The sequence below is a fragment of the Pseudomonas baltica genome (assembly GCF_031880315.1).
Taxonomy (GTDB): domain Bacteria; phylum Pseudomonadota; class Gammaproteobacteria; order Pseudomonadales; family Pseudomonadaceae; genus Aquipseudomonas.
On record NZ_CP134771.1, the window covers coordinates 4,952,111 to 4,976,139 of the forward strand.

A 24,029-nucleotide genomic window follows, 5' to 3' on the forward strand; every position below is an offset into this window, starting at 1 on the left:
ACAAACATCAATGACCGAGAAAGCGCGCCACCTATGAATGTTGATCTGCACTGTCACAGCACTGCCTCCGATGGCGCCCTGGCGCCCGCTGCGGTGGTGGCCCGTGCCTTCGACAAGGGGGTGCGCTGCCTGGCGCTGACCGACCACGACACCCTCGAAGGGCTGGTCGAGGCCCGCGAGGCTGCCCGCAGCCTGGGCATGCAGTGGATCAGTGGGGTGGAAATGTCCTGCACCTGGGGCGGCGCGACCATTCACGTGCTGGGCTACGGCTTCTCCCTCGACTCGCCGCCGTTGGTCGCCGCCATCGACAAGCTCCACCATGGCCGCTGGCTGCGGGCTGAAGAGATCAGCCGCAAGTTGGCGCTCAAGGGCATGCCCGGGGCGATGGAAGGCGCGCGGGCCATCCAGCAAGCGCTGGGCGATAGTGGCAACGCGCCGGCACGCCCGCATTTCGCGGATTTTCTGATCCAGGCCGGTCACGTCAAGGATCGCGCCGAGGCGTTTCGCAAGTGGTTGGGGGCCGGCAAGCTGGGCGACGTCAAGCTGCACTGGCCGACGCTGGAAGATACCGTGGCGACCCTGCGTGAGGCCGGTGCCTGGGTCAGCCTGGCCCATCCGCTGAATTATGATTTCACCCGCAGCAAGCGTCGCCGGCTGATGGCCGAGTTCATTCAGGCCGGTGGTCATGCCATCGAAGTGGTCAATGGCCTGCAACCGGCCGATCAGGTCGGGGTGTTGTCGATCCTGGCGCGGGAGTTCGGTCTGCTGGTCAGCGCTGGCAGTGATTTTCACGCGCCGGATCAATGGGCCGAAATTGGTGTCTACCGACCAGTACCTGAAGACCTCCCACTGTTACTGGGGCGTTTCAAACATGAGCCACTTGTCGTCTGACCAGGAAGAGCACGTGAGCCAATTTTTCCAGATTCATCCGGAAAGTCCCCAATCGCGCCTGATAAAACAGGCTGCGGAGATCATCCGTCGCGGCGGCGTGGTGGTGTTCCCCACCGATTCCTCCTACGCCTTGGGCTGCCAGATCGGCGACAAGGCGGCGGTCGAGCGCGTGCGCCGCTTGCGCCAGCTCGATGACAAGCACAATTTCACCTTGATCTGCGCCGATCTCTCGCAATTGGGACTGTTCGCCAAAGTCGACACCGGTGCGTTTCGTCTGCTCAAGGCGCATACGCCCGGGCCTTATACGTTCATCCTCAACGCCACGCGGGAAGTGCCACGCCTGTTGATGCACCCCAAGCGCCGTACCATCGGCCTGCGGGTGCCCGAGCATCCCATCGCGCTGGCGCTGACCGAAGAACTGGGCGAGCCGCTGATGAGCGTCAGCCTGATCATGCCGGGTGAAACCGAGCCGATGAGTGACCCGTACGAAATGCGCCAGTTGCTCGAGAAGCACGTCGACCTGATTATCGACGGTGGTTTCGGCGGGGTGTCCGCGTCCACGGTGATCAACCTGGCGGGTGACGAGCCGCAAGTGGTACGCGTGGGCTGTGGCGACCCGACCCCGTTCATGGTCGAGGCATGAGCGATATCACCTCGGCGAGCACTGAATCGCTGACAGACATCCCCCAGCAGCTGCAACTCGCGTTGGTCTACGGTCAGGCCGTCACCGAAATGCCGGTCGACCTGTACATCCCGCCCGACGCCCTGGAGGTCTTTCTCGAAGCCTTCGAAGGCCCCCTCGACCTGCTGCTCTACCTGATCCGCAAGCAGAACATCGACATCCTCGATATCCCGGTGGCCGAGATCACCCGCCAATACATGGGCTACGTCGAGCTGATGCAGCACGTGCGCCTGGAGCTGGCGGCGGAATACCTGGTGATGGCCGCCATGCTGGCCGAGATCAAGTCGCGGATGCTGCTGCCGCGTTCCGCCGCTGTCGAAGAAGAAGAGGGCGACCCGCGTGCCGAGCTGATGCGGCGTTTGCTGGAGTACGAGCGCTTCAAAGCCGCCGCCGAAGGGATCGACACCCTCAGCCGCGTCGGTCGTGACATCATCGTGCCCAAGCTCGACGCCCCCGAAGCCAAGGCGCGCAAGCTGTTGCCAGAGGTCAGCCTCGAAGAAGTGCTGCTGTCCATGGCCGAAGTGCTGCGCCGCGGCGATCTGTTCGAAAGCCATCAGGTAAGCCGCGAAGCGCTGTCGACCCGCGAGCGGATGAGCGAAGTGCTCGAGCGCCTCAAGGGCGGTGGCTTCGTGCCGTTCGTCGCGCTGTTCACCGCAGAGGAAGGCAAGCTTGGGGTAGTGGTGACCTTTATGGCCATTCTCGAGCTGGTGAAGGAATCGCTGATCGAACTCGTGCAGAATGAGCCTTTTGCCGCTATCCATGTCCGCGCGCGAGCCGAATAACGAGCACATGCATGAACCTCAATGAACCCCGCGAACTGGCCGCCCTGCTGGAAGCCTTTCTGCTTGCCTCGGGAAAGCCCCAGGGCCTTGACCGCCTGTACGAACTTTTCGAGGAAGGCGAGCGCCCCGAGCCGCCGGTATTCAAGAAAGCCCTCGACCTGCTGCGCAAGAGTTGCGACAACCGTGCGTTCGAGCTGGTCGAGGTTGCGTCCGGCTATCGGCTGCAGATTCGTGAGAAATACGCGCCCTGGGTCGGCCGCTTGTGGGAAGAACGCCCGCAGCGCTATTCCCGAGCGATGCTCGAAACCCTGGCGTTGATCGCCTATCGCCAGCCCATCACCCGGGGCGAGATCGAAGACGTACGTGGCGTGGCGGTCAACAGCAACATCGTCAAGACCCTGCTCGAACGCGAGTGGATCCGCGTAGTGGGCTATCGCGATGTGCCCGGCAAACCGGCCATGTTCGCCACCACCAAGGCGTTCCTCGACCACTTCAACCTGAAGAATCTCGACGACCTGCCACCGCTGGCCGCGTTGCGCGAAATGGAGCCCGAGCCGCTGCCCGACGTCGAAGACGCCCCCGTTCCTGCACACTTGCAGGCCTTGGCCGATGCCAGCCTGGAGGATGAAGACGAGGCGGCGCCGCGGGATGAAACCAGTTTCCGCACCTTGTTGCTTGAGCTGGACGAGATGGAGCAGGGCCTCAAGACCGATTTCGATGATTTACGTGTGGAGGAGGTTCAGGCAAACCCTGACGAGCCAAACCCCGACGAGCCAAACCCTGAGGATTCAGGCGCTGAAGAACGGCGCGCAGACCAACCGGGCGCTGAAGAGCCAGGCCTGGCAGGAGCGCCTGGCGCCGACACGGATAACAACGTCGAGCCTGATCCGCCAGAAGTCCGCGCGCCGGTCAACGTGATCGGCGATTCCCCGGCGATCTTCGCCGAGCATCGGGCCAGTGTCGCCGCCGCACGGGAAGCGCTCAAGGCGTTGTACCAGCAGACGCTTGAACGGTCGTCTGCCGACGAGGACGAGGACGATCAGGATGAAGATGAACCGGACGATCCGGCCCGAGTCTGATACTGCATGAACGCTAAAAATCCCTGTATCGACATCTGTAAATTCGACGAAAACGTCTGCATCGGCTGCGGGCGTACCAAAGCCGAGTGTAAAGGCTGGAAGAAAATGGAAAAGGACGAACGCCGCGAGGTGAACGAACTGTCCATAGCCCGTCTCAACGACATGAAGGCCACCGGCCAGCGGAAAAAAAAGAAACACTGACTATTTCCACTACGCTGGGATGCGTAGCGCCGCTCAAGCGCGTATGATTCGCGACCTTTTGTGCTAAACCGCTTTCGTTTTTCACTGTGGGGCGGGCAAAGCCTGCTTGCACAGGTGCAGCGCACAAGACCATGATTTTTTGTTCGGGCACCTGCCCGAACTCGACCCACCGGGAGGTGCTTAAGATGAGTGAACTCGATCAGCAAGATCAGGAAATCGGTCCAGCCGGCGAAAAACTGCAGAAAGTGCTGGCACGCATCGGCGTAGGCTCACGCCGTGACGTCGAGGCCTGGATCGCCGCCGGCCGCATCAAGGTCAACGGCCGCGATGCCACCTTGGGCCTGCGCGTCGACCTGCACGACGCGATTACCGTCGACGGCAAGGTCATCAAGCGCGAAGAAGCGTCCGAGACCGTGCGTCGCGTGATCATCTACAACAAGCCCGACGGCGAAATCTGCACCCGTGACGACCCAGAAGGCCGTCCGACCGTGTTCGACCGCCTGCCGCGCCCGCGCGAGGGTCGCTGGATCAACGTCGGCCGTCTCGACATCAACACCACCGGTTTGTTGATGTTCACCACTGACGGTGAGCTGGCCAACCGCCTGATGCACCCCAAGTTCGAGATGGACCGTGAATATGCGGTGCGTGTACGTGGCGAAGTCGACGAAGACATGCTGTTGCGCCTGAAGAACGGCGTGATCCTCGAAGACGGTCCTGCCCGTTTCACCGATATCCAGGAAGCACCGGGTGGCGATGGTTTCAACCATTGGTATCACTGCGTGGTGATGGAAGGTCGCAACCGCGAAGTGCGTCGCTTGTGGGAATCTCAGGGCTTGATGGTCAGCCGCCTGAAACGTGTACGTTTCGGCCCGGTGTTCCTCAATTCCGATTTGCCGATGGGGCGCTGGCGCGAACTGACTCAGTTCGAAGTCGATACGCTCAGCACCGAAGTCGGCCTGACGCCAGTCTTGCAGCCGACCGTCAGCACCAAGATCAAGGACAAGCTCGACCGTATGCAGCGCAAATCGTCGCGGCCGATGGGCCGTAGCGAGCGCGTGCGCCAGTTGCGTCCGGCACACGATGGGGCTGCACCTGCAGAGCGTCCGGCCCGCCAGCCTCGTGACGAGCAAGCCCGTGGTGGTGAAGCGCCGCGTGGTGAACGCGGGCGTACCGATGCGGGTCGTGGTGATGCCCCCCGTGGCGACCGTGCACGCAGCGAAGCTCCCCGTGGCGATCGCAGCCGCACTGACGCCCCTCGTGGCGACCGGGCTCGCACCGAGGCTCCGCGTGGTGAAAAACCCACCCGTGGTACCCCGGTTGCGGATCGTCCACGCGATACCACCAAGCGCCCTGCCAAGCCAGCGCCAAAGCGCCCCGGTGTCGGCCTGACCGACGCGCCGTCGGGCAAGCGCCGTGGCCCGGCCGCCGGTGATGGCCAGCGCCCAGGCTTCGGCCGCCGCAAGCCGAAACCCGAGTAATCAGCGGGTGGCGATAAAAAACGCCAGCCTTAGCGCTGGCGTTTTTTTGCGCGCAGGTGGAACGCACTCCGAACTGTCTTCCTGAAGCGATCTGAGCCCCTGACCCCCATGCTGGAAATCTCCAACAACGTCCACCTCCCCGATGCCGAGATCGAGCTGACGGCCATCCGCGCCCAGGGCGCTGGTGGTCAGAACGTCAACAAGGTCTCCAGCGCGGTGCACCTGCGCTTCGATATTCGCGCGTCATCATTGCCGGAGTTCTACAAGGAGCGCCTGCTGGCACTGCGTGATAGCCGCATCACCAGCGACGGGGTGATCGTTCTCAAGGCCCAGCAGTACCGCACGCAAGAGCAGAATCGCGCCGATGCGTTCGAGCGGCTGCGCGAGCTGATCCTGGGAGCCATCAAGGTGGAGAAGAAGCGTCGCCCGACCAAGCCCACGCTGGGCTCCAAGACCCGCCGCCTGGAGGGCAAGACCAAACGCGGGGCGATCAAGGCTGGCCGCGGGCGGGTGGATTTCTAGAGCGCGACGTCGGGATGGCGCGCCGCTTGTTGGCTTTGACGGAACAAACGCAGGCTTAGCACCATGCCGGCCAAGGCTGCCACTGCCGCGACCAGAAAGATCGCGGCGAAGCCGAAGCCACTGGCGACCGCACCCGCCACCGGGCCGGTGATGCCGAGGGACAAATCCACGAACAGCGAAAAGGCCCCTACGGCCGCACCACGACTGGAGGCAGGCACCAGGTTGACCGCCTCGACGCCTAGCGCCGGAAATACCAGCGAAAACCCGAAACCGCTCAACGCCGCGCCGGCCATGGCCAGTTCGGCGTTGGGCGCAAGCCACAGCAGCAATAGCCCCAACGTCTCGACGCTGAGGCAGGCAATGGCCACGCGAAAGCCGCCGATGCGGTTGATGAGGTTGCCGAACAACAGTCGCGCAAGGATGAAACTGCCGCCGAACAGGCTCAAGGACAGGGCGGCGTTATCCCAATGCTGCGAGCCGAAATACAGGGTGATGAAGGTCGCGATGGTACCGAAGCCCACGCCGCCCAAGGCCAGGCCGCAGCCATGGGGGAAGACTTTCCAGAGTACGTGCATGAACGGCAGACGCTCGCCGACCACGATTGGCGCGGGTGGCCGATTCCATGCGAAGGCAATCCCCACGGCGGCCAGCACGATAATGCTCATGCCCACGCTCCATAGCCCCAGATGCGAGGCCATGACCACACCCATTGGTGCACCGATGGCCAGCGCGCCGTAGTTGGCGATGCCGTTCCAGGAGATCACCTTGGCGGTGTGGGCGGCGCCGACCCGGCCGATGCCCCAGCCAATCGCCCCCGAGCCCACCAGGCTTTCGGCAAAGCCCAGAATGATCCGGCCAAAGAACAGGCTGACCAGGCTGGCCATGGGAAAACTGTGCAGCCAGGCCGACACCAGCATGCACGCACCGCTCACCCCGCAGGCGCCAAGACCGATCAATACCGCGCGTTTGCTGCCCTTATTGTCGATGATGCGCCCGGCGAACGAACGGCTCATCAAGGTCGCCAGGTACTGCACGCTGATCACCAGGCCGGCGATCACCGCGCCGAAGCCAAGGTCGGTGTGCACATAGCCGGGCAACACCGCCAGCGGAATGCCGATGCTGAGGTAGCCGATAAAGGTGAAGACAACAATGGAGACGACTTGCAGCGTGATCTGCATCGGCCGCTGGGAATCAGGCATGTAGGGGTCAACTCTGTTGCACGGAAAGGGGAGAGCTGCGGTTGTCAAGGTGGCTATGATAAGTCGCGCAGGGTGTGAGTGACACCTTGTGACGATTATTTTAAGCGAGCGCTGTCAGCGGGTGGCGCAGTCCAGGCGCCGCGATGATTCAGGACGCAGGGATCGAGGGTGCCAGCAAGCGGGTGGCAACCAGTGCGGCGACCGCTTTGTCGCGGCTGCCGAAGCGGGCCAGCAGGATTTTTTGCTTGGCGGCGGGCAAGCGCTGCCAGACGTCGAGCATCTGTTGCGCGGTCTCGATCATCAGGCCGGCCTGATGTTCGTCGATAGGTGGGTTCATGGCGATTTCTGTCGAGGCTGGGAAACAGCCACCAGCATAGCAGGCGTCTGCGGCGCAGTGGAAAGCAGGAGGCGCTGCCGGGGATCACACTGCGCCAGAGGGTGACGTCTAGTCTTTGCGCTTGGCCGGCTGCGGTTCAGCGCGAGAGTCGGCATTCATTGCTTGTTGCTGGCTGGCCGAGACTTTGGATTCCGAGGGTTCTGGCTGGTGCAGGCTCGGGAAGGGGAGGTTTGGGATTTCATGCATCTTGGGCGCTCCACAGGGAAAGGAATGTTCGGAATATTACGAAAATGCGCCGACAGGATAACTCAGGGCATGTGACAGAGCGATTATAAGTCGATTAAATCTGCTAGATGGCAAATTGCCGCAGGGCTGGGAAAGAGGTGCCGTATTGAGCGCCAAGCCCCCATGCGGCCCTAAGACGCCAGCTTGAGACCCAACAGCCCGATCACGATCAAGGCCACGCTCGCCAGCTTGATCAGCGCCATCGACTCGCCAAACAGCACCACCCCGGTGATGACCGTACCCACGGCGCCCAGCCCGCTCCATACCGCATAGGCCGTACCAACGGGCAGTTCGCGCACCGCGATGCCCAGCAGGCCGACGCTGCAGATAATCGCCAACACGGTGAGTACGGTGGGGAGGGGGCGGGAAAAGCCGTCGGTGTATTTCAGGCCGACGGCCCAGCAGACTTCCAGCAAGCCGGCACAAAACAGAATGATCCAGGACATTACAGACACCTCATCGTTTGCAGATGGGGTCGTCCCCGGATTCAAGTCTGTGGCGACGAAGGTCGTCCTTCGTGCTGACCATGGTGCCTAAAATCGATTCCGGGGACAAGTTGCCTCAGTGGGCGGCGGGTTTGTTCTCCAGGCTTTCGCTTGGCACGTTTGGGTCCTCCATGCGGCGGAACCAGGTCGCCAGCAGTGCTCCGGAAATATTGTGCCAGACGCTGAACAGCGCGCTCGGCACCGCCGCCAGCGGTGAGAAGTGCGCACTGGCCAAGGCCGCGCCCAGCCCCGAGTTCTGCATACCGACTTCCAGCGCCAGTGACTTGCGTTGCGCCAATGGCAGCTTGCACAGCTTGCCGGTGAAGTAGCCCAGCAAGTAGCCGAAGCTGTTGTGCAGCATCACCACCAGCATGATCAACAGCCCGGACTCGGCGATTTTCGCCTGGCTCAGGGCAACCACCGCACACACGATCATGACGATGCTGACCACCGAAATCAGCGGCAATACCTCCACCGCCAGCTTGACCCGCTCGCCCAGCAGACGTTGAGCGACCACGCCAAGGATGATCGGCAGCATCACGAATTGCAGGATCGACACGAACATGTCCATAAATGAAACCGGCAGCCAGGCCGAGGCCAGCAGCCAGATCAGCGCGGGCGTGAGCAGCGGGGCCAGCAGCGTGGTCACAGCCGCGATGGCCACCGACAAGGCGAGGTCGCCTTTGGCCAGCCAGGTCATGACATTCGACGAGGTACCGCTCGGGCAGCAGCCGACCAGGATCACCCCCACGGCGATTTCCGCAGGCAGGTGAAACAGCTCGCAAAGAATCCAGGCCACGCCCGGCATGATCACGAAATGCGCGACCACGCCCAGGCCGACCCGCCACGGGTGGCGAGACAGTGCGGCGAAATCATCCAGCTTGAGCGTCAGGCCCATGCCGAACATGACCAGCCCCAGCAGCGGTACGATCCAGGTTTTCAGGCCCACGAACCATGTCGGTTCGCAGTACGCCAATACGGCGAACAGCAAGACCCAGTAAGCGAACGTATTGCCGACGAAGCGGCTCAAGGCGGCCAGTGCACGCATGGCGGTGTGTGTCCTTTTTATAATAGAAGCAGGTCGTTCAAATGTGGGCGCGACCCCGGCCGCTCCCACAGGTCAGGTCTGTTTCAGATACCCTGTGGAATCTCTTCCCCGCCCAGTGCTTCGAAAAGCGCCGGGAGGAACTCGCCGAAGGTCAGCATCATCAGCGTGAAGCTCGCGTCCTGCTGCCCGAGATCGTCTTCGCCGCCGTTCTCTTCGGCTTCATTGGTCAGCAACTCCTCGAAGCGCAGGCGCTTGACCACCAGTTTGTCGTCCAGCACGAAGGAGATCTTGTCCTGCCAGGCCAGCGACAGCTGGGTCACCTGCTTGCCAGTGCTCAAGTGCAGCTGGATTTCTTCGCTGGTCAGGTCCTGGCGCTTGCAACGGACGATGCCGCCGTCTTCGTGGGTGTCGCGCAGCTCGCACTCGTCCAGTACATAGAAGTCATCGGCGGCTTTCTGGGTCTTGACCCAATCGGTCATCACTGCGGTCGGGGCGATCTTCACGCCCAACGGTCGCACTGGCAGCGAGCCGATCACTTCGCGAACGGTGGACAGCAGATCTTCGGCACGCTTGGGGCTGGCCGAGTTGACCAGAATCAGGCCCAGTTTCGGCGCGATGGCGGCAAAGGTGGACGAGCGACGAATAAAGGCACGGGGCAGGAACGCCTGGATGATCTCGTCCTTGATCTGGTCGCGTTCCTTCTTGTAGACCTTGCGCATCTGCTCGGCCTCGATCTCTTCGACCTTTTCCTTGACCGCGTCACGCACGACGCTGCCTGGCAGGATGCGCTCTTCCTTGCGGGCGCTGATCAGCATGAAGTCCTGGCTGACGTGCACCAGTGGCGCATCTGCACCCTTGCCGAACGGGGCGACGAAACCGTAAGTGGTCAACTCCTGGCTTGCACAAGGGCGCGCCAGTTTGGTGGCCAGTGCGGTTTCCAGCGCCTCGGCGTCGAACGGAATATCCTGGGTGAGGCGGTAGACGAGCAGGTTTTTGAACCACATGAGGTGAATCTCTCCTTAATACACAAGGCGGGCATTATTCTCCCTGTAGCCGCTCAGGCCAACCGGTTCTAAGTCTTTGGAAGGCCTGAAAAAAATATTTTAAAAAGTGCTTGCCAGAGGTAGGGGGCGTCCGTAGAATGCGCGCCACACCGAGAGTGAAAGGGTGATTAGCTCAGCTGGGAGAGCATCTGCCTTACAAGCAGAGGGTCGGCGGTTCGATCCCGTCATCACCCACCAATCTCTCTTTGTGTATCGCGCAGCGGTAGTTCAGTCGGTTAGAATACCGGCCTGTCACGCCGGGGGTCGCGGGTTCGAGTCCCGTCCGCTGCGCCATATCTCGCTTCAAGGCCCACTGAACTCCTTGAAGCAAAAAACAAGCGACCTTAACCGGTCGCTTTTTTTTATCCAGATTTTTTCCCTTTGCACCGAACCTGTAGCGAGGCGGCTTGCCCCCCGAGAGGCAGGCCCGCAACAGCGATGTTGTCGGCAACATTTTCGGGGGCAAGCCTCCTCGCTACAGGGGTAGGTAACGCAGCGGCATGGCCGTGGTGTATTTGATCTGCTCCATGGCAAAGCTGGAGCTGATATCCGACAGCCCGGGTATCTGGATCAACTGCTTGTACACTGCGTCGTAGCCGGCGATGTCCGGCACCGCCATCTTCAGCAGGTAGTCGGTGTCGCCGGCCATCCGGTACAACTCCACCACCTCGACGATCTCCGCTACCCGCGCATGAAAGGTCTGCAGCCATTCGGCACTGTGCTGATTGGTCTTGATCGACACGAAAACCGTCACGCCTATATTGAGTTTCGAGCGATCGAGCAGCGCCACGCGTTTGCGCAGGATGCCTTCCTCTTCGAGCTTTTGAATGCGCCGCCAGCAGGCCGTGGTGCCCAGGCCGATGCGTTCGGCGAGGGCGCCGATGGCGAGGGTGCAGTCATCCTGGAGGATTTCGAGGATGGCGCGATCGAATTTGTCCATTGTTCGTCCTGATCGATTAAGGCGCAGAGTTTACGCTGCGTCGTCGCATTCGAGCCGCAATTCACGGGCTGGCTTCAGCAGCGCGCCAGAATCCACTGCACGAAATCCTTCACCTTCGGCACCTCGGCCGCGTGCTCGGAGTACGCCATGAAGTGCGCGCCGTTGCTTGGGGTGACGTGGCTCAAGGGCACCACCAGTTTACCTTCACGCAGTTCCTCGGCGACCAGATAGCGCGGGATCAGGGCGATGCCGCAGCCGGCCAGCGCCGCGTGAATGCACATATAGAAGGTATCGAAACGCGGCCCGTGGTAGCTGTTCTGCGAACTCAAGCTCTGGGCCAGGAACCACTCATGCCAGGCCTCGGGTCGCGATGTACATTGCAGCAGCACCTGTTCGGCCAGTTGCGTAGGGTTGTCGAACGGGCGCTCGGCCAGCAGCTCCGGGGAACACACCGGCACTACATCTTCACTGAATAGCTCCAGGCAGGTTGCACCCGGCCAGGTGCCCTGGCCGAAAAAGAACGCCACATCCGCCTTCGCCTGCAACAGGTCGAACGGCTCCAGTTCGCTGCGGATATCCAGGTGGATATGCGGGAAGTGCTTGCCGAAGCCTTTGAGGTTGGGGATCAGCCAGCGCGCGCCGAACGTCGGCTGCGTGGCCACACGCAGCACCTCGGTCTCGGCGCCATAGGACAGGATGTAGCGGCTGGACATGTCGATCTGGGTAAGGATCTTGTCCACCTCGGTGAGGTACAGCGAGCCTGCCGGGGTGAGCTGCAGGCGGCGGCGCACGCGTTGGAACAGATGGTGCTGGAGCATCTCTTCGAGCTGCGCCACCTGCTTGCTCACCGCGCTCTGGGTCAAGTGCAGTTCCTGGGCAGCACGGGTGAAACTCAGGTGCCGCGCCGCCGCTTCGAAGCATTGCAGCGCGGTCATGGAAGGGGTCAGGCGTCGGGACATGGTTGATCGCTTTCGGGGGCTGGCCCCTCGCTACAGGGTCTGGAGGTCTATTCCCTCACGGAATGACCCTGTGCGTAAAGGCCAGTGCTCACTGACCGGCGTTGCGGCTATGGCGATAATCGCTGACCGCTTGATAAACCGCCTTGCGCAGGCGATTGATGCCACCAATTGGGCGGTGAGCTTCAAGTCCGTGCCAAGGGTTGAACGACAGGTTGTCACACATGAGGTTCTGCTCTGGGGTATCGAAGTCCTGCGCTGGCACGCGGATGCGGGCGACGGTCTCGAAGGGGGCATCGGCCTCGCGCCATTCGATGCTGGTGTCTTCGATGGGCATATAGCGGCGTGCGTCCTGGCGCTGGATCTGCAAGGCGAAACACGCCGGTTGGCGATCGGCCGACAGTTGCTGGAACAGCGCAGTGCGCAAGAAGTTCGGCAGGTCGGTGTTCTCCGCCGGTACGCTGTAGGCCGGGCAGCTGGCGGGGTCGGGGATAACGCGGAACTTGGCGTTGGCACTGCCGAACTTGTACGGCGATACCGAGTAGTAGGTCGCCAAGGTCGGGCTCGCCGGGGCGCCTGCCAGGGTCGCCTTGGCAATCATCAGGTGACGCAGCTGCCAGGTGCGCGGATCCCAGCTCGGGAAGAACGCCATGGCCTGCTTGCCATCCGCCTGCGCAGCGATGTTCTGACGATACTCGGCGACGTCGCTGACGAAGAAGTTGGCATGGCTGAACATCACAAAATCCTGCTCGTGCAGCGGCTGGCCGTCGCTGCCCGTGGCATCGGGCAACAGTTGCGTACCGGGCACGTCGAGCAGCTTGATGGCCATGCCGCGGGCGTCGTGAATCGCGTCGAATTGCGGGTAGGCGTTGCCGTTGGACAGGCGAATCCAGGCGTTCCAGTGCTGCCCCGGCTGGGCGAATACACCCTGGCGCAAGTCGTTGCGCAGGTCCTGCGGCACCGTCACTTCGGCCTTGACGCAGCCGTGGGCCTTGGCATGGGCGTCGCGCAGGTAGCGGGTCTGCTCCTTGTGCTGGTCGACGATGCGCACGGCGGTCTGGATGATGTCCTGGGTCATGGCGGCTTCGTCAGCAGGGATCTGCTCCTGGTCCGCCACCGGCCCGGAAAACTTCCAGGCGTACCAGGCCGTACCCAGCAGCCAGCCCAGTGCACCAAGCACCAACAGCCACAGCAGCAGCCGTATCAGCAATCGACCGATTCGCAGCCACAGGCGCGCCAGCGGGCTCGGCAGGGCGGGGGTGAACATCCGACGTTCTCTCATTGCAGTTGGCTCTCCAGGGGCCCGCCCAGCACTTTCAGGTATTCGAGCAGCGCCCACCGTTCCTGGGGCTGAAGCAAGCGGCCGATCACCCCGCGGCCACGGGGGCCATCACGGAATTCATGGCCGCTGTTGTGGTTACCGGTGATGCGCGTATCGAACAGGAAACCGCCAGGGAAGGCCTCGGTGCGATAGCCGACATGGGCCGGGTCGAACTCGAAGGTACCGCGGTAGAAGGTACGGGCGCGCTCGTCCTGCGGCGACAGCAGCTGGTAGAGGTTGGGGACTGAGCCGTTGTGCAGAAACGGCGCGGTGGCCCAGGCGCCATCCAGTGGCCGGGCCTTGTAGGCGCGCTCCTCGCGTACACCGATGGGCAGGCCGAAGCCGTCCATGACCTTGCGCTGATCGGCGTCGATGCCTGCTTCGCGATAGGCGCGGTCCTCGACAAAGGCGGTCACGTAGGCCAGGCCCTTGGCCGAAGACAGCTGGCTGAGGTCCAGCGTCGGGTTGGCCGGGTACAGGTGGACGTCCAGCTTGGCCAGCTCGGCCTTGTCCCATTGCAGGGCGCTGAGGTCGTAACGATAGTCGGCAATGTTGTCGGCGGCGGTGGCATCGGTGCCGATGTAGTCCACGGGCAGGAGCTTGAGCGTTTGCACAGGCCGCGGTCCGCTGCGGTCCAGCGCCGGCACGTGGCAGACGGCGCAGTTCTCCTGAAACAGCGCCCGGCCTTGGCTGGCCAATGGCAGGTCGATCTTGCCCAGCAGATCTTCGGGCCAGGTCGGCGGCTTGAGGCTTTGCAGGCTCTGCTCGATACGGTGCAGGTCGGCCAGGCGCACGCTGGAAGGATAACGATCGTTGCCGCGCAGTGGCTGGCCGTGATCGTCGAAGAACTTCAAGGTGGCGCCCACGCCCAGCGATTCGCCGATATTGCGCGCCATGGGCTGCTGCGCCGAGCCGTTCCATTGCACCCAGTCGAACGTCCAGATATCCCACAACTCGGGGTAGTCGACCGGAGCGTTGGCGACGCGATAGTTGCTGGGTGAAATGGCGTCACCAAAGGTGGCGTTGGCGATACGTCCGAAGGCGTCGGTACGGCCCGGGCCTTCGAGCGTCGGGTAGAGGCCCCGGTGAGTGTCGTTCCAGGCGACCTTGAGGAAGGTGTCGAGGGAAACCTTGAAATCCTTGCGCAGCTGCTCGTGCTCGGCCTCGTAGCGATCCTGCAGCACCGCATGGGCGAAGCGGTTGAATTTCCAGGGCAGGTAGTAGGTGGCGGCCATGCTGGCGACCAGCGCCTGGCCAAAGGCGCCACCGCGCAGGGTCGGCACGCTGGAGGGCAATACATGTTGGGCCGGGCCACCGTCGATGCGCAGCGCGGTACCTTTATAGCGCAGCTCGCCGGTATGGCAGGCGGCGCAGGTGATGTCCAGGTACTGCACAGGGTCGCTGGCATTCTGATGGCGGGTAAAGCCCACGGGCAGTTGGGCCGGGTTGCTGGCGCTCGGGGGATCGATCAGAAAGCCGAAGCGGCCCATATTCGCTGGGGCTGTAAAGCGCTCTGCGGAAAACGGCATTTCCAGCTGGGTGAACCAGTCGTAATGCAGGCCCTTGATCTGCGTGCCTTGGGGGGTGAAGTAGTAGGCCTCGCGTTGCTCGGCGCTCCACTGCGGCAGGTAGCGGGTGCGTTCGGCGGGCTGCCAGGTCGGCAGATTGGGGTTGATGATGTAGTAGACCACCACACCGATGATCAGCACCACCAGCGCACCAAGCGCCAGGAGGACACGGGAGATAACGTGCAAGTTCAGACATCCTTGTATGAGTCGAACTGCTGTTATGCCTCAGTGCTGTCGTAGTGGCAAGTCGCTATTTTCTGCTTTTTGCAGGGTTTTTTCCGACGCTGCTGTAGGGGGAGTCTGGTACCGGTTGCAATCGCCGCATTTACGGGCAGTGCGGGTTTCAGCCGTGGCGGCTTTTCTTACCTCGGATGACCGCTCCGGCCGTGCATGGGTGGCCTTTGCCACCTATGACGTCACCGGAGCGCCGTCACATCCGGATCAATCTTCTTCTTTGACCGTGGCCACGTCGTCAGCGCGCACGCGTACCTTTTTGCCGGCCACATCGGTGAATTCATAGAAACCATCGGCGGTCTTGGTCTTGGGCATGTCCTTGGTGAGGTACTGGCTGCCGTTTTGCAGGGTCACCACGGTTTGGGTCGAGCAGCCGGCGAGGGCCAAGGTGGCGAGCAGGGCGGGGATCAGGTAGCGATTCATGAAGAGCTCCAGTGGGTGAATGTCCTTTCAGATGATTCGAGCCCGGCGCGCAGAAATAATTCTGTCAGCGCGTCATAGCGTCTCCGATGACCGGTCCAGCCCCGGTGGGGCAAGGGTCATAGCGCAAATTCATGCCCGTCATAGAAAAATCCGGCTGAACATTTTCACTCGGGCCGTGGTCGACTCTACAGACCGCGATGATCGTCTTGCGCGATCACTCCCCATCATTTGTTCAAACGACTGGAGATCCACCATGGCCGTCGCCAACGTTAAAAGTGAACTGAAAACCGTGTCCGCCGTAAAAAACAAAGCCGAGAAGGGCGAAGACGCACGCCTCTCGAACCAACCCGAAGTTGGCAAGGAACTCGCTGTGCTGCTGGCGGATGTATTCGCGCTGTACATCAAGACCAAGAATTACCACTGGCACATGCACGGCTCGCATTTCCGCGACTACCACCTGCTGCTGGAAGAGCAAGCCACTCAGCTTTATGCCATTACCGACGTGATCGCCGAGCGCGCACGCAAGATCGGCCAGCCGAGCATTCGTTCGCTGGAGCAGATGGTACAGATCAAGCGTCTGGCCAGCAGCGAAGCCACTGACCTGAGCGCTGAGCAGATGCTCACCGAGCTTCACGAGGACAACCAGGCGCTGGCGGCCTTCATGCGCACCACCCACACCATCACCGACGAAGCCAACGACGTGTCCACCACCAGCCTGCTGGAAGAGTGGATCGACCAGGCTGAAGAGCGCGCGTGGTTCCTGGGTCAGACCGTAGGTATCTGATCCGGTAGTTGCGTGATGACAAGAACCCCACTTTCGAGTGGGGTTTTTTGTGCACGTTGTGCGGGGTTCGTTGCGAGCAAGTCTGGCTGCCACCCGTGTACGGCTCAGGTTCGGCCAACGCTGTGCAAGCAAAGCTTGCTCGCGAGGCGGCCACTGATCGCGGCGTAGAGGCACCGGACACCCTTCAGGTCATAAAACCCTGCATCAGTGCTTAAGCCCTGTCATGCAAGGTCGATAAAGAGGTCAATGGCCCGATTTCGTCGGGCCGAACCTTTTCATCGTTGAGCATGGCCATGAAGCTTTCAAATATTTTCAACAGCAGCAAAGCCTCATCCCAGGGCAGTACCAGCGTGGTGTGCAGCGCCGGCGAGCTGGAGCGCGAGCTGCAAGCGCTACGCTTCACGCCGGTGCTGGTCACCGGCTTCGTCTCGCCCCACGTCGACCTTGATCAGGTCGCGCGGCGCATCAAGCAACGCTTCCCCAGCGCCGTCATCAGCCTGTGCACCACCTCGGGCGAGCTGTGCAACGGCGCCAGCCAGCTCTATTGCTCCACCGGCGAGCGTTGGGACCGGCTGGTGCTGCAACTGTTCGACAGCAGCGTGATTGCCTCGGCCGAGGTGGTGATGGTGCCGCTCGAATGCGAAGACATCCGCAGTGGCGGCAAGCGCCTGGCCATGCGCGAACGTATCGCCAAGCTGATCGGCCATATCAAACGCGTGCGCATTCAGACGGCCATCGATCATCGCGACACCCTGGCCTATATCGTTTTCGACGGCTTGTCGGCCTCCGAATCGTTTTTCATGGAGGCGCTGTACGAGTCCGGCCGCTTCCCGTGCCTGTTTGTCGGTGGTTCGGCGGGTGGCAAGGGCGACTTCAAGCAGACCTTGATCCATGACGGCCAGCGCAGCTACGAGAATCACGCGCAGATCGTCTTTATCAAGACCACGGCCGACGTGCGCTTCGGGGTGTTCAAGAGCCAGAATTTCCAGGCATCGAGCCTGAGCTTCAACGTGCTGACGGCCTCGGTCGAGGACCGCACCATTCATCAGATCGTCGACGCCCAAGGCAATATCAAGACCATGGTGCAGGCCCTGTGCGAGGCCTTCAAATGCACGCCGGATGCTCTTGAGCGGCATCTGGCCGAATATTCGTTCGCCATCCGCGTAGGCGAAGAACTGTTCGTGCGATCCATCGCGCGCATCGACTACGACCGCCAGATGGTGCAGCTGTTCTGCGACGTGGCACCGGGTGAAGAGCTGGTAATGGTCAAGCGCACCCCGATCCGCGAGGCGACGCGCAGCGATTTCCAGCGCTTCTTGCAGGGCAAGGGTGGCAAGCCTGTGGCGGCGATCCTCAATGACTGCATCCTGCGCCGGCTCAACAACGACAAGGACCTGGGCAGCATGACCGGGATCTTCGGCGACGTGCCGCTGGCGGGTTTCTCGACCTTCGGCGAGATTCTGGGCCTTAACCTCAACCAGACCCTGACGGCGATTTTCTTCTTCCGGGTGCCCAAGGCGGCAAGCTTCGCCGACGAATACGTCGACAATTTCATTGCCCATTACGGCGAGTTCAAGGCGTTCTTCCTGCGCCGCCAGATCAAGAAACTGGCCGGCCTCAACCACGTGGTGGTCAAGCAGATCAGGGCGCTTAACGGCAAGGACTTCACCAGCTACCTGGATACCCACGGCATGGATGAAAACGTGCTGCCGGTGTTCAACGGGTTGTCCGACCTGGGCCGGGTCCTGGCTCAGGCCAGCGAGCAACAGCAGGAGATTGCCGATCAACTGCAGCATTATTCGGGCGAACTGCATTTGTCGATGGACGACCTGACCAGCACCATCGAGCGCCAGAGCAGCGTGGCGGCCGATGCCGGCGCCACCGTCGAGAGCCTGTCGGCGCAGGCCGGCGATACGGTCAACGGCGCGCGCGAACTGGCGCAATCGAGTTTGCGTATCCAGTCCATCGTCCAGGTCATTCAGCAGATAGCCGGGCAGACCAACCTGCTGGCGCTCAACGCGGCCATCGAAGCAGCGCGTGCCGGCGAGATGGGCCGGGGCTTTGCGGTGGTGGCCGACGAGGTGCGCAAGCTGGCGGAAATCACCCGCAAGAATGCCGGCGAGATCGGCGTCGATATCGACCTGCTGTCGAGTGAGATTCAACGGGTGGCGCAACAGATCGAGGATCAATCCACGGCCGTCGGCACCCTGCGCGAAATGCTCGACACCCTGGAGGACTCCAGCCGCCTGACCGGCGGTACGGCGCAACGGACCAAGGGCATCGCCGACACCCTGACAGGGCTGACGCACGGGGGCAGCCACTAGGAAGTGCATCGTCCGGCGCTGATGGGCAGCTACGCTCATGCAGCGTCGTGCGTTGCCGATACACTCTCTACCTGACAACAGTTTCAATCCTGCGGATATCCCCAGCATGCTAAAAACAATACAAGCTCGCTATACCGCCACCTTCGTGGGTTTCGTCCTGCTGATCGCCGTGCTCACGGGCGTCGGCATCAACCTGTTCATCACTCCCATCCTCACTGCCACCGACGAGCGCCATCTGATCAACGAAGCGGGGCAGGTCAGCACCGTGATCAAGACCGAGCTGGCCAGGGTCCAAGCACAGCAACGGGTCATCACCGAAACCGTGCCGCAATTGGACAGCGACAGCATCGACCGGCTGTTGCCGAGCATGGTCAACCAGTATGGCGAGCTGAAGGTGTTCGGCGGCGGCGTCTGGCCACTGCCTGACAAACGCACCCCCGGCCGGGCCAAGCACAGCACCTTCTACCACCGCGATGCCAGTGGCAAGTTGATCGTCAACACCCACTGGAACTCGCCTGAGTCCCTGAACTATTTCGAGCAGTCCTGGTACCTCGGTGGCCTCAAGACGCCTGCCGGGCAGTGCAACTGGGCTGCGGCCTATCGCGACGACGCCAGCCCCGAGCCGCGCACCAACTGCGCCATGGCCATCACCAAGGACGGCGCCGCCTATGGCGTCGCGACCATCGACGTGACCCTGGGTTTTTTCAACGATCTGATCGCCCAGAAAGAGCGGGAGATCCATGCCCAGCTGATGATCGTCGAGAGCGACGGCAAGGTGCTCAGCAACCAGCCGGAAATCCCGGGTAACAACGTGCTGAAGAACCTCAGCGACCTGGCTGGCCAGTACCCCTTTGCGGCAGCGCTGCAGAGTGCCCTGAAAACCCCCGCCAAGGCAGGCGCTACCCACACCACCTACACTGGCAGTGACGGCAAGGACTACAGCTTGTTCGTGCAGCCGCTCGAGGGCACCCCTTGGCTGATGGCAGTTGCGCAACCTACCGAGGTGCTGGCGGCACTGAGCAGTAAGGTGCTGACGACTTTGGCCATGCTGCAGATCCCTATGGTGATCGTGATGCTGCTGGTGATCGTCTTCGCCCTCGGCCAGTTGATGAAGCGTCTGGCGGTGCTCAAGGCCAATATCGATACCTTGTCGGCGGGCGATGCCGACCTGACCAAGCGTATCGTCATCCGCGCCGAAGACGAGGTCGGCGCGGTGGGGCATTCGGTCAACCGCTTTATCGTCTACCTGCAAAAGATGATCACCGAGGTGTCCGAGTCGTCTTCGATGATCGCCGGTGGCATCGAGCAGTTGCGTGGTCAGTCCCATGGCACCAACCGGATCCTCACCCGGCACGCCAGCGAGACCGACCAGGCCGTTACCGCCATCACCGAGATGAGCTCTACGGCCGAAGACGTGGCGCGTAACGCCGCGCAAACGGCGAGCATGACCCAGGTCGCCAACGAAAAGGCCCGTCACTCCAAGATCGTGGTCGAGGACGCGTCGAGCAGCGTGCGCGAGCTGATCACCGAAGTGGAGGAGGCTACCAGCAAGGTGCGGGCGATGGAGCAGGATGCCCAGCGCATCAACTCGGTGCTCGGGGTCATCGGCGAAATCGCCGGGCAGACCAACCTGCTGGCGCTCAACGCCGCTATCGAGGCGGCGCGTGCCGGTGAACAAGGGCGCGGTTTTGCCGTGGTGGCCGATGAGGTGCGAGCCTTGGCCGGGCGCACCCAGGCCAGCACTTCGGAAATCAACGAAATGCTCACCAAGCTGCAGCAAGGTGTAGGCGCTGCGGTGGTGGCCATGGAGAACACCAAGGAGCGTTGCCAGGCGACGGTCGACAAAACCTCCAAAGTCAATGAAGGCCTGGACGGCATGGCCGAATCAGTGGTGCGCATCAATGACCTCAGCACCCAGATCGCCACGGCAGCCGAGGAGCAGAGCGCAGTGAGTGAAGAGATCAACCGCAACATGGTGGCGGTGCGGCATATCGTCGAGGAGTTGGTGGCCGGGGGCGCTCAGAATGAGCAAAGTACGGCGGCGCTGGCGGCTTCGAATGACAAGCTGATTGCGGTGGTGCGCAAGTTCAAGCTTTAAGCGCGCAGCTTTGATGCGAGCTGCGAGCTCAAAGCCTGCGGGCTGCAGCTTGCAGCTCAACCCTTGCCGCTGCGCTCAATGCGTTTGCCTTGGCGGGCCCCGATCGCCCGGGCCTGGCCGTCTCGTTGTTTGCCGGTGCGGGCCTCGCTGATCAAGCCGGGGATCAATGCGCCTTCGGGCAGATTCTTCCAGAATCGTGTCGGCAGGTGCCCCTGCATGACCTTGGGGTTCAATCGCGCGGGGTTGAAGATGTGGCTGTAGTAGGTCAGCCACAATTCGCCCTGTGGGTCCTCGGCACCCTGAGCCAACTGCTGCCATGGTGGTGGGCAGCGGCGCTCGTGGATGAGCTGGGTGCCATCGTAGTAGACGCCATCCTGAGGTGTTGCGATCAGCCAGCGCTTTTGCCCCATGCGCCCGATGAAGTGCTCGCTGGCGCTGGCCAGAATGTCGTGGGCAGGCTCGTGCCAGGCCACGTATTCGGGGCCAAGGGTTGCGTGGGCAGAGCCCGCTCCCGTAATAGGCTGTGGATCTGTGGGAGCTGACTCTGGCTGCGAAAGGGGCAACTCGATAAACCGCAGGAACGCATGCAGGTGATGGGACTCCCTTGTCACCTGCTTGATGCGCCGATGCAACTCACTGCCCAGTGCATCCCCCGCCAGCATGGCCGTGCGGTCGCCATGGCTGACACGCCAGAGCACTTCGTAAAGCAAACTCCAGCGCTGGTCGCCGCGATAGCGGGCTGCCGTCTGCAACAGCTCGATCAACGCCAGCGGGATGCGCGCCTGATAGGGCCCGGGCGTTGACGGCACCACCTCGTCGGTGGCGAACAGGTCGGCCACGGTGCTCCAGCTCACCTGGGCCGGATCGATCTGATGGCTCAGCAGCCAGCGTGCCTGCTGCCGCCAAGTGTCGAACAGGTCATCGCAATCCAGGCTGATCATCCCCACAGCCCCAACTGCTGGGGCTGCGGGCGATCGCGCATCTGCTCGCGCAACAGGACGGTGGAAGTTTCCGCCTGCTGCGGGTGATAGTCGCTGGTGATGAAAAACGGCTTGGCCTTGGCCAGGACGCAGCGCAGGCGGGTCAGGTCTTCGTAGCGAATTCGTCGCTGACGGCGCAATTCGACCAGGCGCTTGGTGGTGCGGATGCCGATGCCGGGAATCCGCGCGATCAGGGCCGGTTCGGCGCGATTGAGGTCCAGCGGGAAGACACTGCGGTTCTCCAGCGCCCATGCCAGTTTGGGGTCGATGTCCAGCGCCAGATCGCCCGGTCCGGCGAGCAACTCGTCGGCGCGGTAGCCGTAGCTGCGCAACAGAAAGTCGGCCTGGTACAGGCGGTGTTCGCGCAACAGCGGCGGGGCGGCCAGCGGCACGCTTTTCGGGCTGTTGGGGATGGGGCTGAAGGCCGAGTAATAGACCCGCTTCAAGCCGTAATTGCCATAGAGCGATTCGGCGCTGTGGAGGATGGTGCTGTCGTCGGTGAGGTCGGCGCCGACGATCATCTGCGTGCTTTGCCCTGCCGGCGTGAAACGGGGCGCGCGTGGCTCGTTGAGCACGGTCTGCTGGCCGGTGTAGATGGTGCCCATGGCCCGCTTGATCGAGCCCACGTCCTTTTCTGGCGCGAGAATCTGCAGGCTGGCATCCGTGGGGAGTTCGATATTGACGCTCAGGCGATCGGCATAGCGGCCGGCCTCCTCGATCAGCAGCGGATCGGCCTCGGGAATGGTCTTGAGGTGGATATAACCGCGGAACTGGTGCTCCTCTCGCAGCAGTCTGGCCACGCGAATCAATTGCTCCATGGTGTAGTCCGCCGAACGGATGATCCCGGAGCTGAGGAACAGCCCGCTGATGCAGTTACGCCGATAGAAGTCCACCGTCAGACGCACCACTTCCTCAGGCGTAAAGCGCGCTCGGGGTACATCGCTGGAGCGTCGGTTGACGCAGTATTGGCAGTCAAACAGGCAGAAGTTGGTCAGCAGGATTTTCAGCAACGACACACAGCGCCCATCCGGCGTATAGCTGTGACAGATGCCCATGCCATCGGTCGCGCCCAGCCCGGCCTTGCCTTCAGAGCTGCGCTTGGGTGCGCCGCTGCTGGCGCAGGAGGCATCGTACTTGGCGGCATCGGCGAGGATGCTGAGCTTGTCGATCAGCTGCATGGGATTTTCCGTATACTGTTTTTATGTACAGTACAGTATCGCTGTGGGCCCCACAACGCCTCTGGTCGGGAGTTGCCGCAGCGCTCGCCGATGCCTATAGTCCAGATGCCTGCAGCCCACGTCGATCAATACCCTGGACAGCCCATGCTCAGCCAAGCACTTCCCCGTTTTCCACGCCTCGAACTGGTCGGCGCCCCCACCGCGCTGGAAAAGCTCGAACGCCTCTCGGCGCTGGTCGGCCGCGACGTCTATATCAAGCGCGATGACACCACCACCCTGGCCATGGGCGGCAACAAGGTGCGCAAGCTCGAATACCTGGCCGCTGATGCCTTGGCCCAGGGCGCCGACACCTTGGTGACTGCCGGCGCGCTGCAGTCCAATCATGTGCGCCAGACGGCTGCATTGGCAGCGAAGCTCGGGCTGGGCTGCCACGCCTTGCTGGAAAATGCCCTGGGCGATACCGCAGGGGCCGACTACCTCGGCAACGGCAATCGCTTGTTGCTGGACCTGTTCGGCACTGAGGTCGAGAACGTCGACAACCTGGACGCCGCCGATGCGCAATTGCTGGCCGCCGCCGATCGGCTGCGTGCGGCGGGCAAGCGCCCTTATGTCGTGCCGATCGGCGGCTCCAATGCGCTGGGGGCCCTGGGCTATGTGCGCGCCGGGTTGGAGCTGGCCAAGCAGATCCGCGCCAGCGGGCTGGATTTTGCCGCTGTGGTGCTGGCCTCCGGCAGCGCTGGTACCCACAGCGGCCTGGCGTTGGGGCTGAGCGAAATCCTGCCGCAGTTGCCGGTCATCGGTGTGACCGTTTCGCGCCCCTCTGCGACCCAGGTCCCGAAGGTTCAGCGCCTGGCCGAACAGACCTGCCAGTTGCTGGAAGTCGATTTGCCCGAGCACTTCAATGTACAGCTGTGGGACGAGTATTTCGGCCCGCGTTACGGTGAGCCGAATGCTGGAACCCTGGCGGCTATCAGGTGCCTGGCGAGCCAGGAAGGCCTGTTGCTCGATCCGGTCTACACCGGCAAGGCCATGGCCGGTTTGCTGGATGCCATCGAGCGAGGCCGCTTGCCAGAAGGGCCGGTGATCTTCCTGCACACCGGCGGCGCTCCGGCACTTTTCGCCTATCCACAGGTCTGGAATAAATAGCATAAGGCTCGAATTTTTTATTCTTTTGCGTGCTTTGCGACACGT

The 24,029-nt window shown here is 62.3% G+C and carries 23 protein-coding genes, 2 tRNA genes and 2 pseudogenes; 14 read left to right on the plus strand and 13 right to left on the minus strand.

The genetic code is table 11. From position 1 onward, the window contains the following. Positions 1 to 33: 33 nt before the first annotated feature. The 7 genes from REH34_RS22280 (at position 34) to arfB (ending at position 5,635) form a co-directional block, all read left to right on the plus strand. Positions 34 to 891: a PHP domain-containing protein gene (locus REH34_RS22280; RefSeq protein ID WP_311969181.1), complete on the plus strand. Its 858-nt coding sequence runs from the start codon at positions 34 to 36 to the stop codon at positions 889 to 891. Between the two features lie 13 nt (positions 892 to 904). Next, positions 905 to 1,534 carry an L-threonylcarbamoyladenylate synthase gene (locus REH34_RS22285; RefSeq protein ID WP_226503408.1) on the plus strand — a complete coding sequence of 210 codons (630 nt, stop codon included), beginning with the start codon at positions 905 to 907 and terminating at the stop codon, positions 1,532 to 1,534. 122 nt (positions 1,535 to 1,656) lie between these two features. After that, positions 1,657 to 2,355: a ScpA family protein gene (locus REH34_RS22290; RefSeq protein ID WP_226503696.1), complete on the plus strand. Its 699-nt coding sequence runs from the start codon at positions 1,657 to 1,659 to the stop codon at positions 2,353 to 2,355. Between the two features lie 11 nt (positions 2,356 to 2,366). After that, positions 2,367 to 3,434 (plus strand): SMC-Scp complex subunit ScpB, encoded by a 1,068-nt coding sequence (scpB, locus tag REH34_RS22295; RefSeq protein WP_226503409.1) that lies wholly within the window; start codon positions 2,367 to 2,369, stop codon positions 3,432 to 3,434. Between the two features lie 6 nt (positions 3,435 to 3,440). Next, on the plus strand, positions 3,441 to 3,635 hold the full coding sequence (locus REH34_RS22300; RefSeq protein WP_226503410.1) for a DUF1289 domain-containing protein: 195 nt from the start codon (positions 3,441 to 3,443) through the stop codon (positions 3,633 to 3,635). Positions 3,636 to 3,820: 185 nt separating this feature from the next. After that, positions 3,821 to 5,113 carry a 23S rRNA pseudouridine(2605) synthase RluB gene (gene rluB / locus REH34_RS22305; protein WP_311969182.1) on the plus strand — a complete coding sequence of 431 codons (1,293 nt, stop codon included), beginning with the start codon at positions 3,821 to 3,823 and terminating at the stop codon, positions 5,111 to 5,113. 108 nt (positions 5,114 to 5,221) lie between these two features. Further along, complete coding sequence (gene arfB / locus REH34_RS22310) at positions 5,222 to 5,635, plus strand: alternative ribosome rescue aminoacyl-tRNA hydrolase ArfB (protein WP_226503412.1); 414 nt, start codon at positions 5,222 to 5,224, stop codon at positions 5,633 to 5,635. On the opposite strand, the gene REH34_RS22315 is transcribed toward arfB, so the two are convergent. From REH34_RS22315 to rdgC, 6 genes are all read right to left on the minus strand, one after another. Beyond that, a complete protein-coding gene (locus tag REH34_RS22315; RefSeq protein ID WP_226503413.1) occupies positions 5,632 to 6,834 on the minus strand; it encodes an MFS transporter in 1,203 nt (400 codons plus the stop codon). The genes arfB and REH34_RS22315 overlap by 4 nt on opposite strands. Before the next feature lie 148 nt (positions 6,835 to 6,982). Then, a complete protein-coding gene (locus REH34_RS22320) occupies positions 6,983 to 7,171 on the minus strand; it encodes a hypothetical protein (protein WP_226503414.1) in 189 nt (62 codons plus the stop codon). Between the two features lie 108 nt (positions 7,172 to 7,279). Beyond that, on the minus strand, positions 7,280 to 7,417 hold the full coding sequence (locus tag REH34_RS22325) for a hypothetical protein (protein WP_226503415.1): 138 nt from the start codon (positions 7,415 to 7,417) through the stop codon (positions 7,280 to 7,282). A gap of 170 nt (positions 7,418 to 7,587) precedes the next feature. Further along, positions 7,588 to 7,902, minus strand: coding sequence for a quaternary ammonium compound efflux SMR transporter SugE (sugE, locus tag REH34_RS22330; protein WP_226503416.1), 315 nt, complete (start codon positions 7,900 to 7,902; stop codon positions 7,588 to 7,590). Between the two features lie 115 nt (positions 7,903 to 8,017). Next, positions 8,018 to 8,989, minus strand: coding sequence for a bile acid:sodium symporter family protein (locus REH34_RS22335; protein WP_311969183.1), 972 nt, complete (start codon positions 8,987 to 8,989; stop codon positions 8,018 to 8,020). An 83-nt stretch (positions 8,990 to 9,072) separates the two neighbouring features. Continuing rightward, positions 9,073 to 9,993 (minus strand): recombination-associated protein RdgC, encoded by a 921-nt coding sequence (gene rdgC / locus REH34_RS22340; protein WP_311969184.1) that lies wholly within the window; start codon positions 9,991 to 9,993, stop codon positions 9,073 to 9,075. A gap of 161 nt (positions 9,994 to 10,154) precedes the next feature. Between rdgC and REH34_RS22345 the strand changes: the two genes are divergently transcribed. Both REH34_RS22345 and REH34_RS22350 read left to right on the plus strand, forming a co-directional pair. Then, positions 10,155 to 10,230 (plus strand) — tRNA-Val (locus tag REH34_RS22345). 19 nt (positions 10,231 to 10,249) lie between these two features. Beyond that, positions 10,250 to 10,326, plus strand: a tRNA-Asp gene (locus tag REH34_RS22350). 181 nt (positions 10,327 to 10,507) lie between these two features. On the opposite strand, the gene REH34_RS22355 is transcribed toward REH34_RS22350, so the two are convergent. From REH34_RS22355 to REH34_RS22375, 5 genes are all read right to left on the minus strand, one after another. Beyond that, complete coding sequence (locus REH34_RS22355; protein ID WP_226503419.1) at positions 10,508 to 10,972, minus strand: Lrp/AsnC family transcriptional regulator; 465 nt, start codon at positions 10,970 to 10,972, stop codon at positions 10,508 to 10,510. A 74-nt stretch (positions 10,973 to 11,046) separates the two neighbouring features. Continuing rightward, positions 11,047 to 11,931, minus strand: a complete 885-nt coding sequence (gene gcvA / locus REH34_RS22360) for a transcriptional regulator GcvA (protein WP_226503420.1) — start codon at positions 11,929 to 11,931, stop codon at positions 11,047 to 11,049. A gap of 88 nt (positions 11,932 to 12,019) precedes the next feature. Beyond that, positions 12,020 to 13,195: a catalase family protein gene (locus REH34_RS22365; RefSeq protein WP_311969185.1), complete on the minus strand. Its 1,176-nt coding sequence runs from the start codon at positions 13,193 to 13,195 to the stop codon at positions 12,020 to 12,022. A gap of 11 nt (positions 13,196 to 13,206) precedes the next feature. Beyond that, positions 13,207 to 15,003, minus strand: coding sequence for a di-heme-cytochrome C peroxidase (locus REH34_RS22370; protein ID WP_311969186.1), 1,797 nt, complete (start codon positions 15,001 to 15,003; stop codon positions 13,207 to 13,209). A 255-nt stretch (positions 15,004 to 15,258) separates the two neighbouring features. Next, complete coding sequence (locus REH34_RS22375) at positions 15,259 to 15,474, minus strand: YgdI/YgdR family lipoprotein (protein ID WP_226503423.1); 216 nt, start codon at positions 15,472 to 15,474, stop codon at positions 15,259 to 15,261. A gap of 253 nt (positions 15,475 to 15,727) precedes the next feature. Here REH34_RS22375 and REH34_RS22380 point away from each other — a divergent pair, with 253 nt between their 5' ends. The 4 genes and pseudogenes from REH34_RS22380 to REH34_RS30335 form a co-directional block, all read left to right on the plus strand. Continuing rightward, positions 15,728 to 16,258, plus strand: a complete 531-nt coding sequence (locus tag REH34_RS22380) for a DNA starvation/stationary phase protection protein (protein ID WP_311969187.1) — start codon at positions 15,728 to 15,730, stop codon at positions 16,256 to 16,258. A gap of 293 nt (positions 16,259 to 16,551) precedes the next feature. Continuing rightward, positions 16,552 to 18,582: a methyl-accepting chemotaxis protein gene (locus REH34_RS22385; protein ID WP_311969188.1), complete on the plus strand. Its 2,031-nt coding sequence runs from the start codon at positions 16,552 to 16,554 to the stop codon at positions 18,580 to 18,582. A gap of 367 nt (positions 18,583 to 18,949) precedes the next feature. After that, positions 18,950 to 19,822, plus strand: a pseudogene (locus tag REH34_RS30330) (cache domain-containing protein); the annotation flags it as partial. Positions 19,823 to 20,131: 309 nt separating this feature from the next. Then, positions 20,132 to 20,680, plus strand: a pseudogene (locus tag REH34_RS30335) (methyl-accepting chemotaxis protein); the annotation flags it as partial. Positions 20,681 to 20,736: 56 nt separating this feature from the next. On the opposite strand, the gene REH34_RS22395 reads toward REH34_RS30335, so the two are convergent. Both REH34_RS22395 and REH34_RS22400 read right to left on the minus strand, forming a co-directional pair. Next, positions 20,737 to 21,621, minus strand: a complete 885-nt coding sequence (locus REH34_RS22395) for a TIGR03915 family putative DNA repair protein (protein ID WP_311969190.1) — start codon at positions 21,619 to 21,621, stop codon at positions 20,737 to 20,739. Next, positions 21,618 to 22,838 (minus strand): putative DNA modification/repair radical SAM protein, encoded by a 1,221-nt coding sequence (locus REH34_RS22400; RefSeq protein ID WP_311969191.1) that lies wholly within the window; start codon positions 22,836 to 22,838, stop codon positions 21,618 to 21,620. The genes REH34_RS22395 and REH34_RS22400 overlap by 4 nt, the downstream gene beginning before the upstream one ends. A gap of 144 nt (positions 22,839 to 22,982) precedes the next feature. Here REH34_RS22400 and REH34_RS22405 point away from each other — a divergent pair, with 144 nt between their 5' ends. Further along, the gene (locus REH34_RS22405) at positions 22,983 to 23,984 is read left to right on the plus strand and encodes a D-cysteine desulfhydrase (RefSeq protein ID WP_311969192.1); all 1,002 of its coding nucleotides are present in this window, start codon (positions 22,983 to 22,985) and stop codon (positions 23,982 to 23,984) included. Positions 23,985 to 24,029: the final 45 nt, after the last annotated feature.

Coding starts and splice junctions, on each gene's coding strand:
- REH34_RS22280 (WP_311969181.1), top strand. CDS start 34: ATGAATGTTGATCTGCACTGTCACAGCACTGCCTCCGATGGCGCCCTG.
- scpB (WP_226503409.1), top strand. CDS start 2,367: ATGAACCTCAATGAACCCCGCGAACTGGCCGCCCTGCTGGAAGCCTTT.
- REH34_RS22300 (WP_226503410.1), top strand. CDS start 3,441: ATGAACGCTAAAAATCCCTGTATCGACATCTGTAAATTCGACGAAAAC.
- rluB (WP_311969182.1), top strand. CDS start 3,821: ATGAGTGAACTCGATCAGCAAGATCAGGAAATCGGTCCAGCCGGCGAA.
- arfB (WP_226503412.1), top strand. CDS start 5,222: ATGCTGGAAATCTCCAACAACGTCCACCTCCCCGATGCCGAGATCGAG.
- REH34_RS22315 (WP_226503413.1), bottom strand. CDS start 6,834: ATGCCTGATTCCCAGCGGCCGATGCAGATCACGCTGCAAGTCGTCTCC.
- REH34_RS22320 (WP_226503414.1), bottom strand. CDS start 7,171: ATGAACCCACCTATCGACGAACATCAGGCCGGCCTGATGATCGAGACC.
- REH34_RS22325 (WP_226503415.1), bottom strand. CDS start 7,417: ATGCATGAAATCCCAAACCTCCCCTTCCCGAGCCTGCACCAGCCAGAA.
- sugE (WP_226503416.1), bottom strand. CDS start 7,902: ATGTCCTGGATCATTCTGTTTTGTGCCGGCTTGCTGGAAGTCTGCTGG.
- REH34_RS22335 (WP_311969183.1), bottom strand. CDS start 8,989: ATGCGTGCACTGGCCGCCTTGAGCCGCTTCGTCGGCAATACGTTCGCT.
- rdgC (WP_311969184.1), bottom strand. CDS start 9,993: ATGTGGTTCAAAAACCTGCTCGTCTACCGCCTCACCCAGGATATTCCG.
- REH34_RS22355 (WP_226503419.1), bottom strand. CDS start 10,972: ATGGACAAATTCGATCGCGCCATCCTCGAAATCCTCCAGGATGACTGC.
- gcvA (WP_226503420.1), bottom strand. CDS start 11,931: ATGTCCCGACGCCTGACCCCTTCCATGACCGCGCTGCAATGCTTCGAA.
- REH34_RS22365 (WP_311969185.1), bottom strand. CDS start 13,195: ATGTTCACCCCCGCCCTGCCGAGCCCGCTGGCGCGCCTGTGGCTGCGA.
- REH34_RS22375 (WP_226503423.1), bottom strand. CDS start 15,474: ATGAATCGCTACCTGATCCCCGCCCTGCTCGCCACCTTGGCCCTCGCC.
- REH34_RS22380 (WP_311969187.1), top strand. CDS start 15,728: ATGGCCGTCGCCAACGTTAAAAGTGAACTGAAAACCGTGTCCGCCGTA.
- REH34_RS22385 (WP_311969188.1), top strand. CDS start 16,552: ATGAAGCTTTCAAATATTTTCAACAGCAGCAAAGCCTCATCCCAGGGC.
- REH34_RS22395 (WP_311969190.1), bottom strand. CDS start 21,621: ATGATCAGCCTGGATTGCGATGACCTGTTCGACACTTGGCGGCAGCAG.
- REH34_RS22400 (WP_311969191.1), bottom strand. CDS start 22,838: ATGCAGCTGATCGACAAGCTCAGCATCCTCGCCGATGCCGCCAAGTAC.
- REH34_RS22405 (WP_311969192.1), top strand. CDS start 22,983: ATGCTCAGCCAAGCACTTCCCCGTTTTCCACGCCTCGAACTGGTCGGC.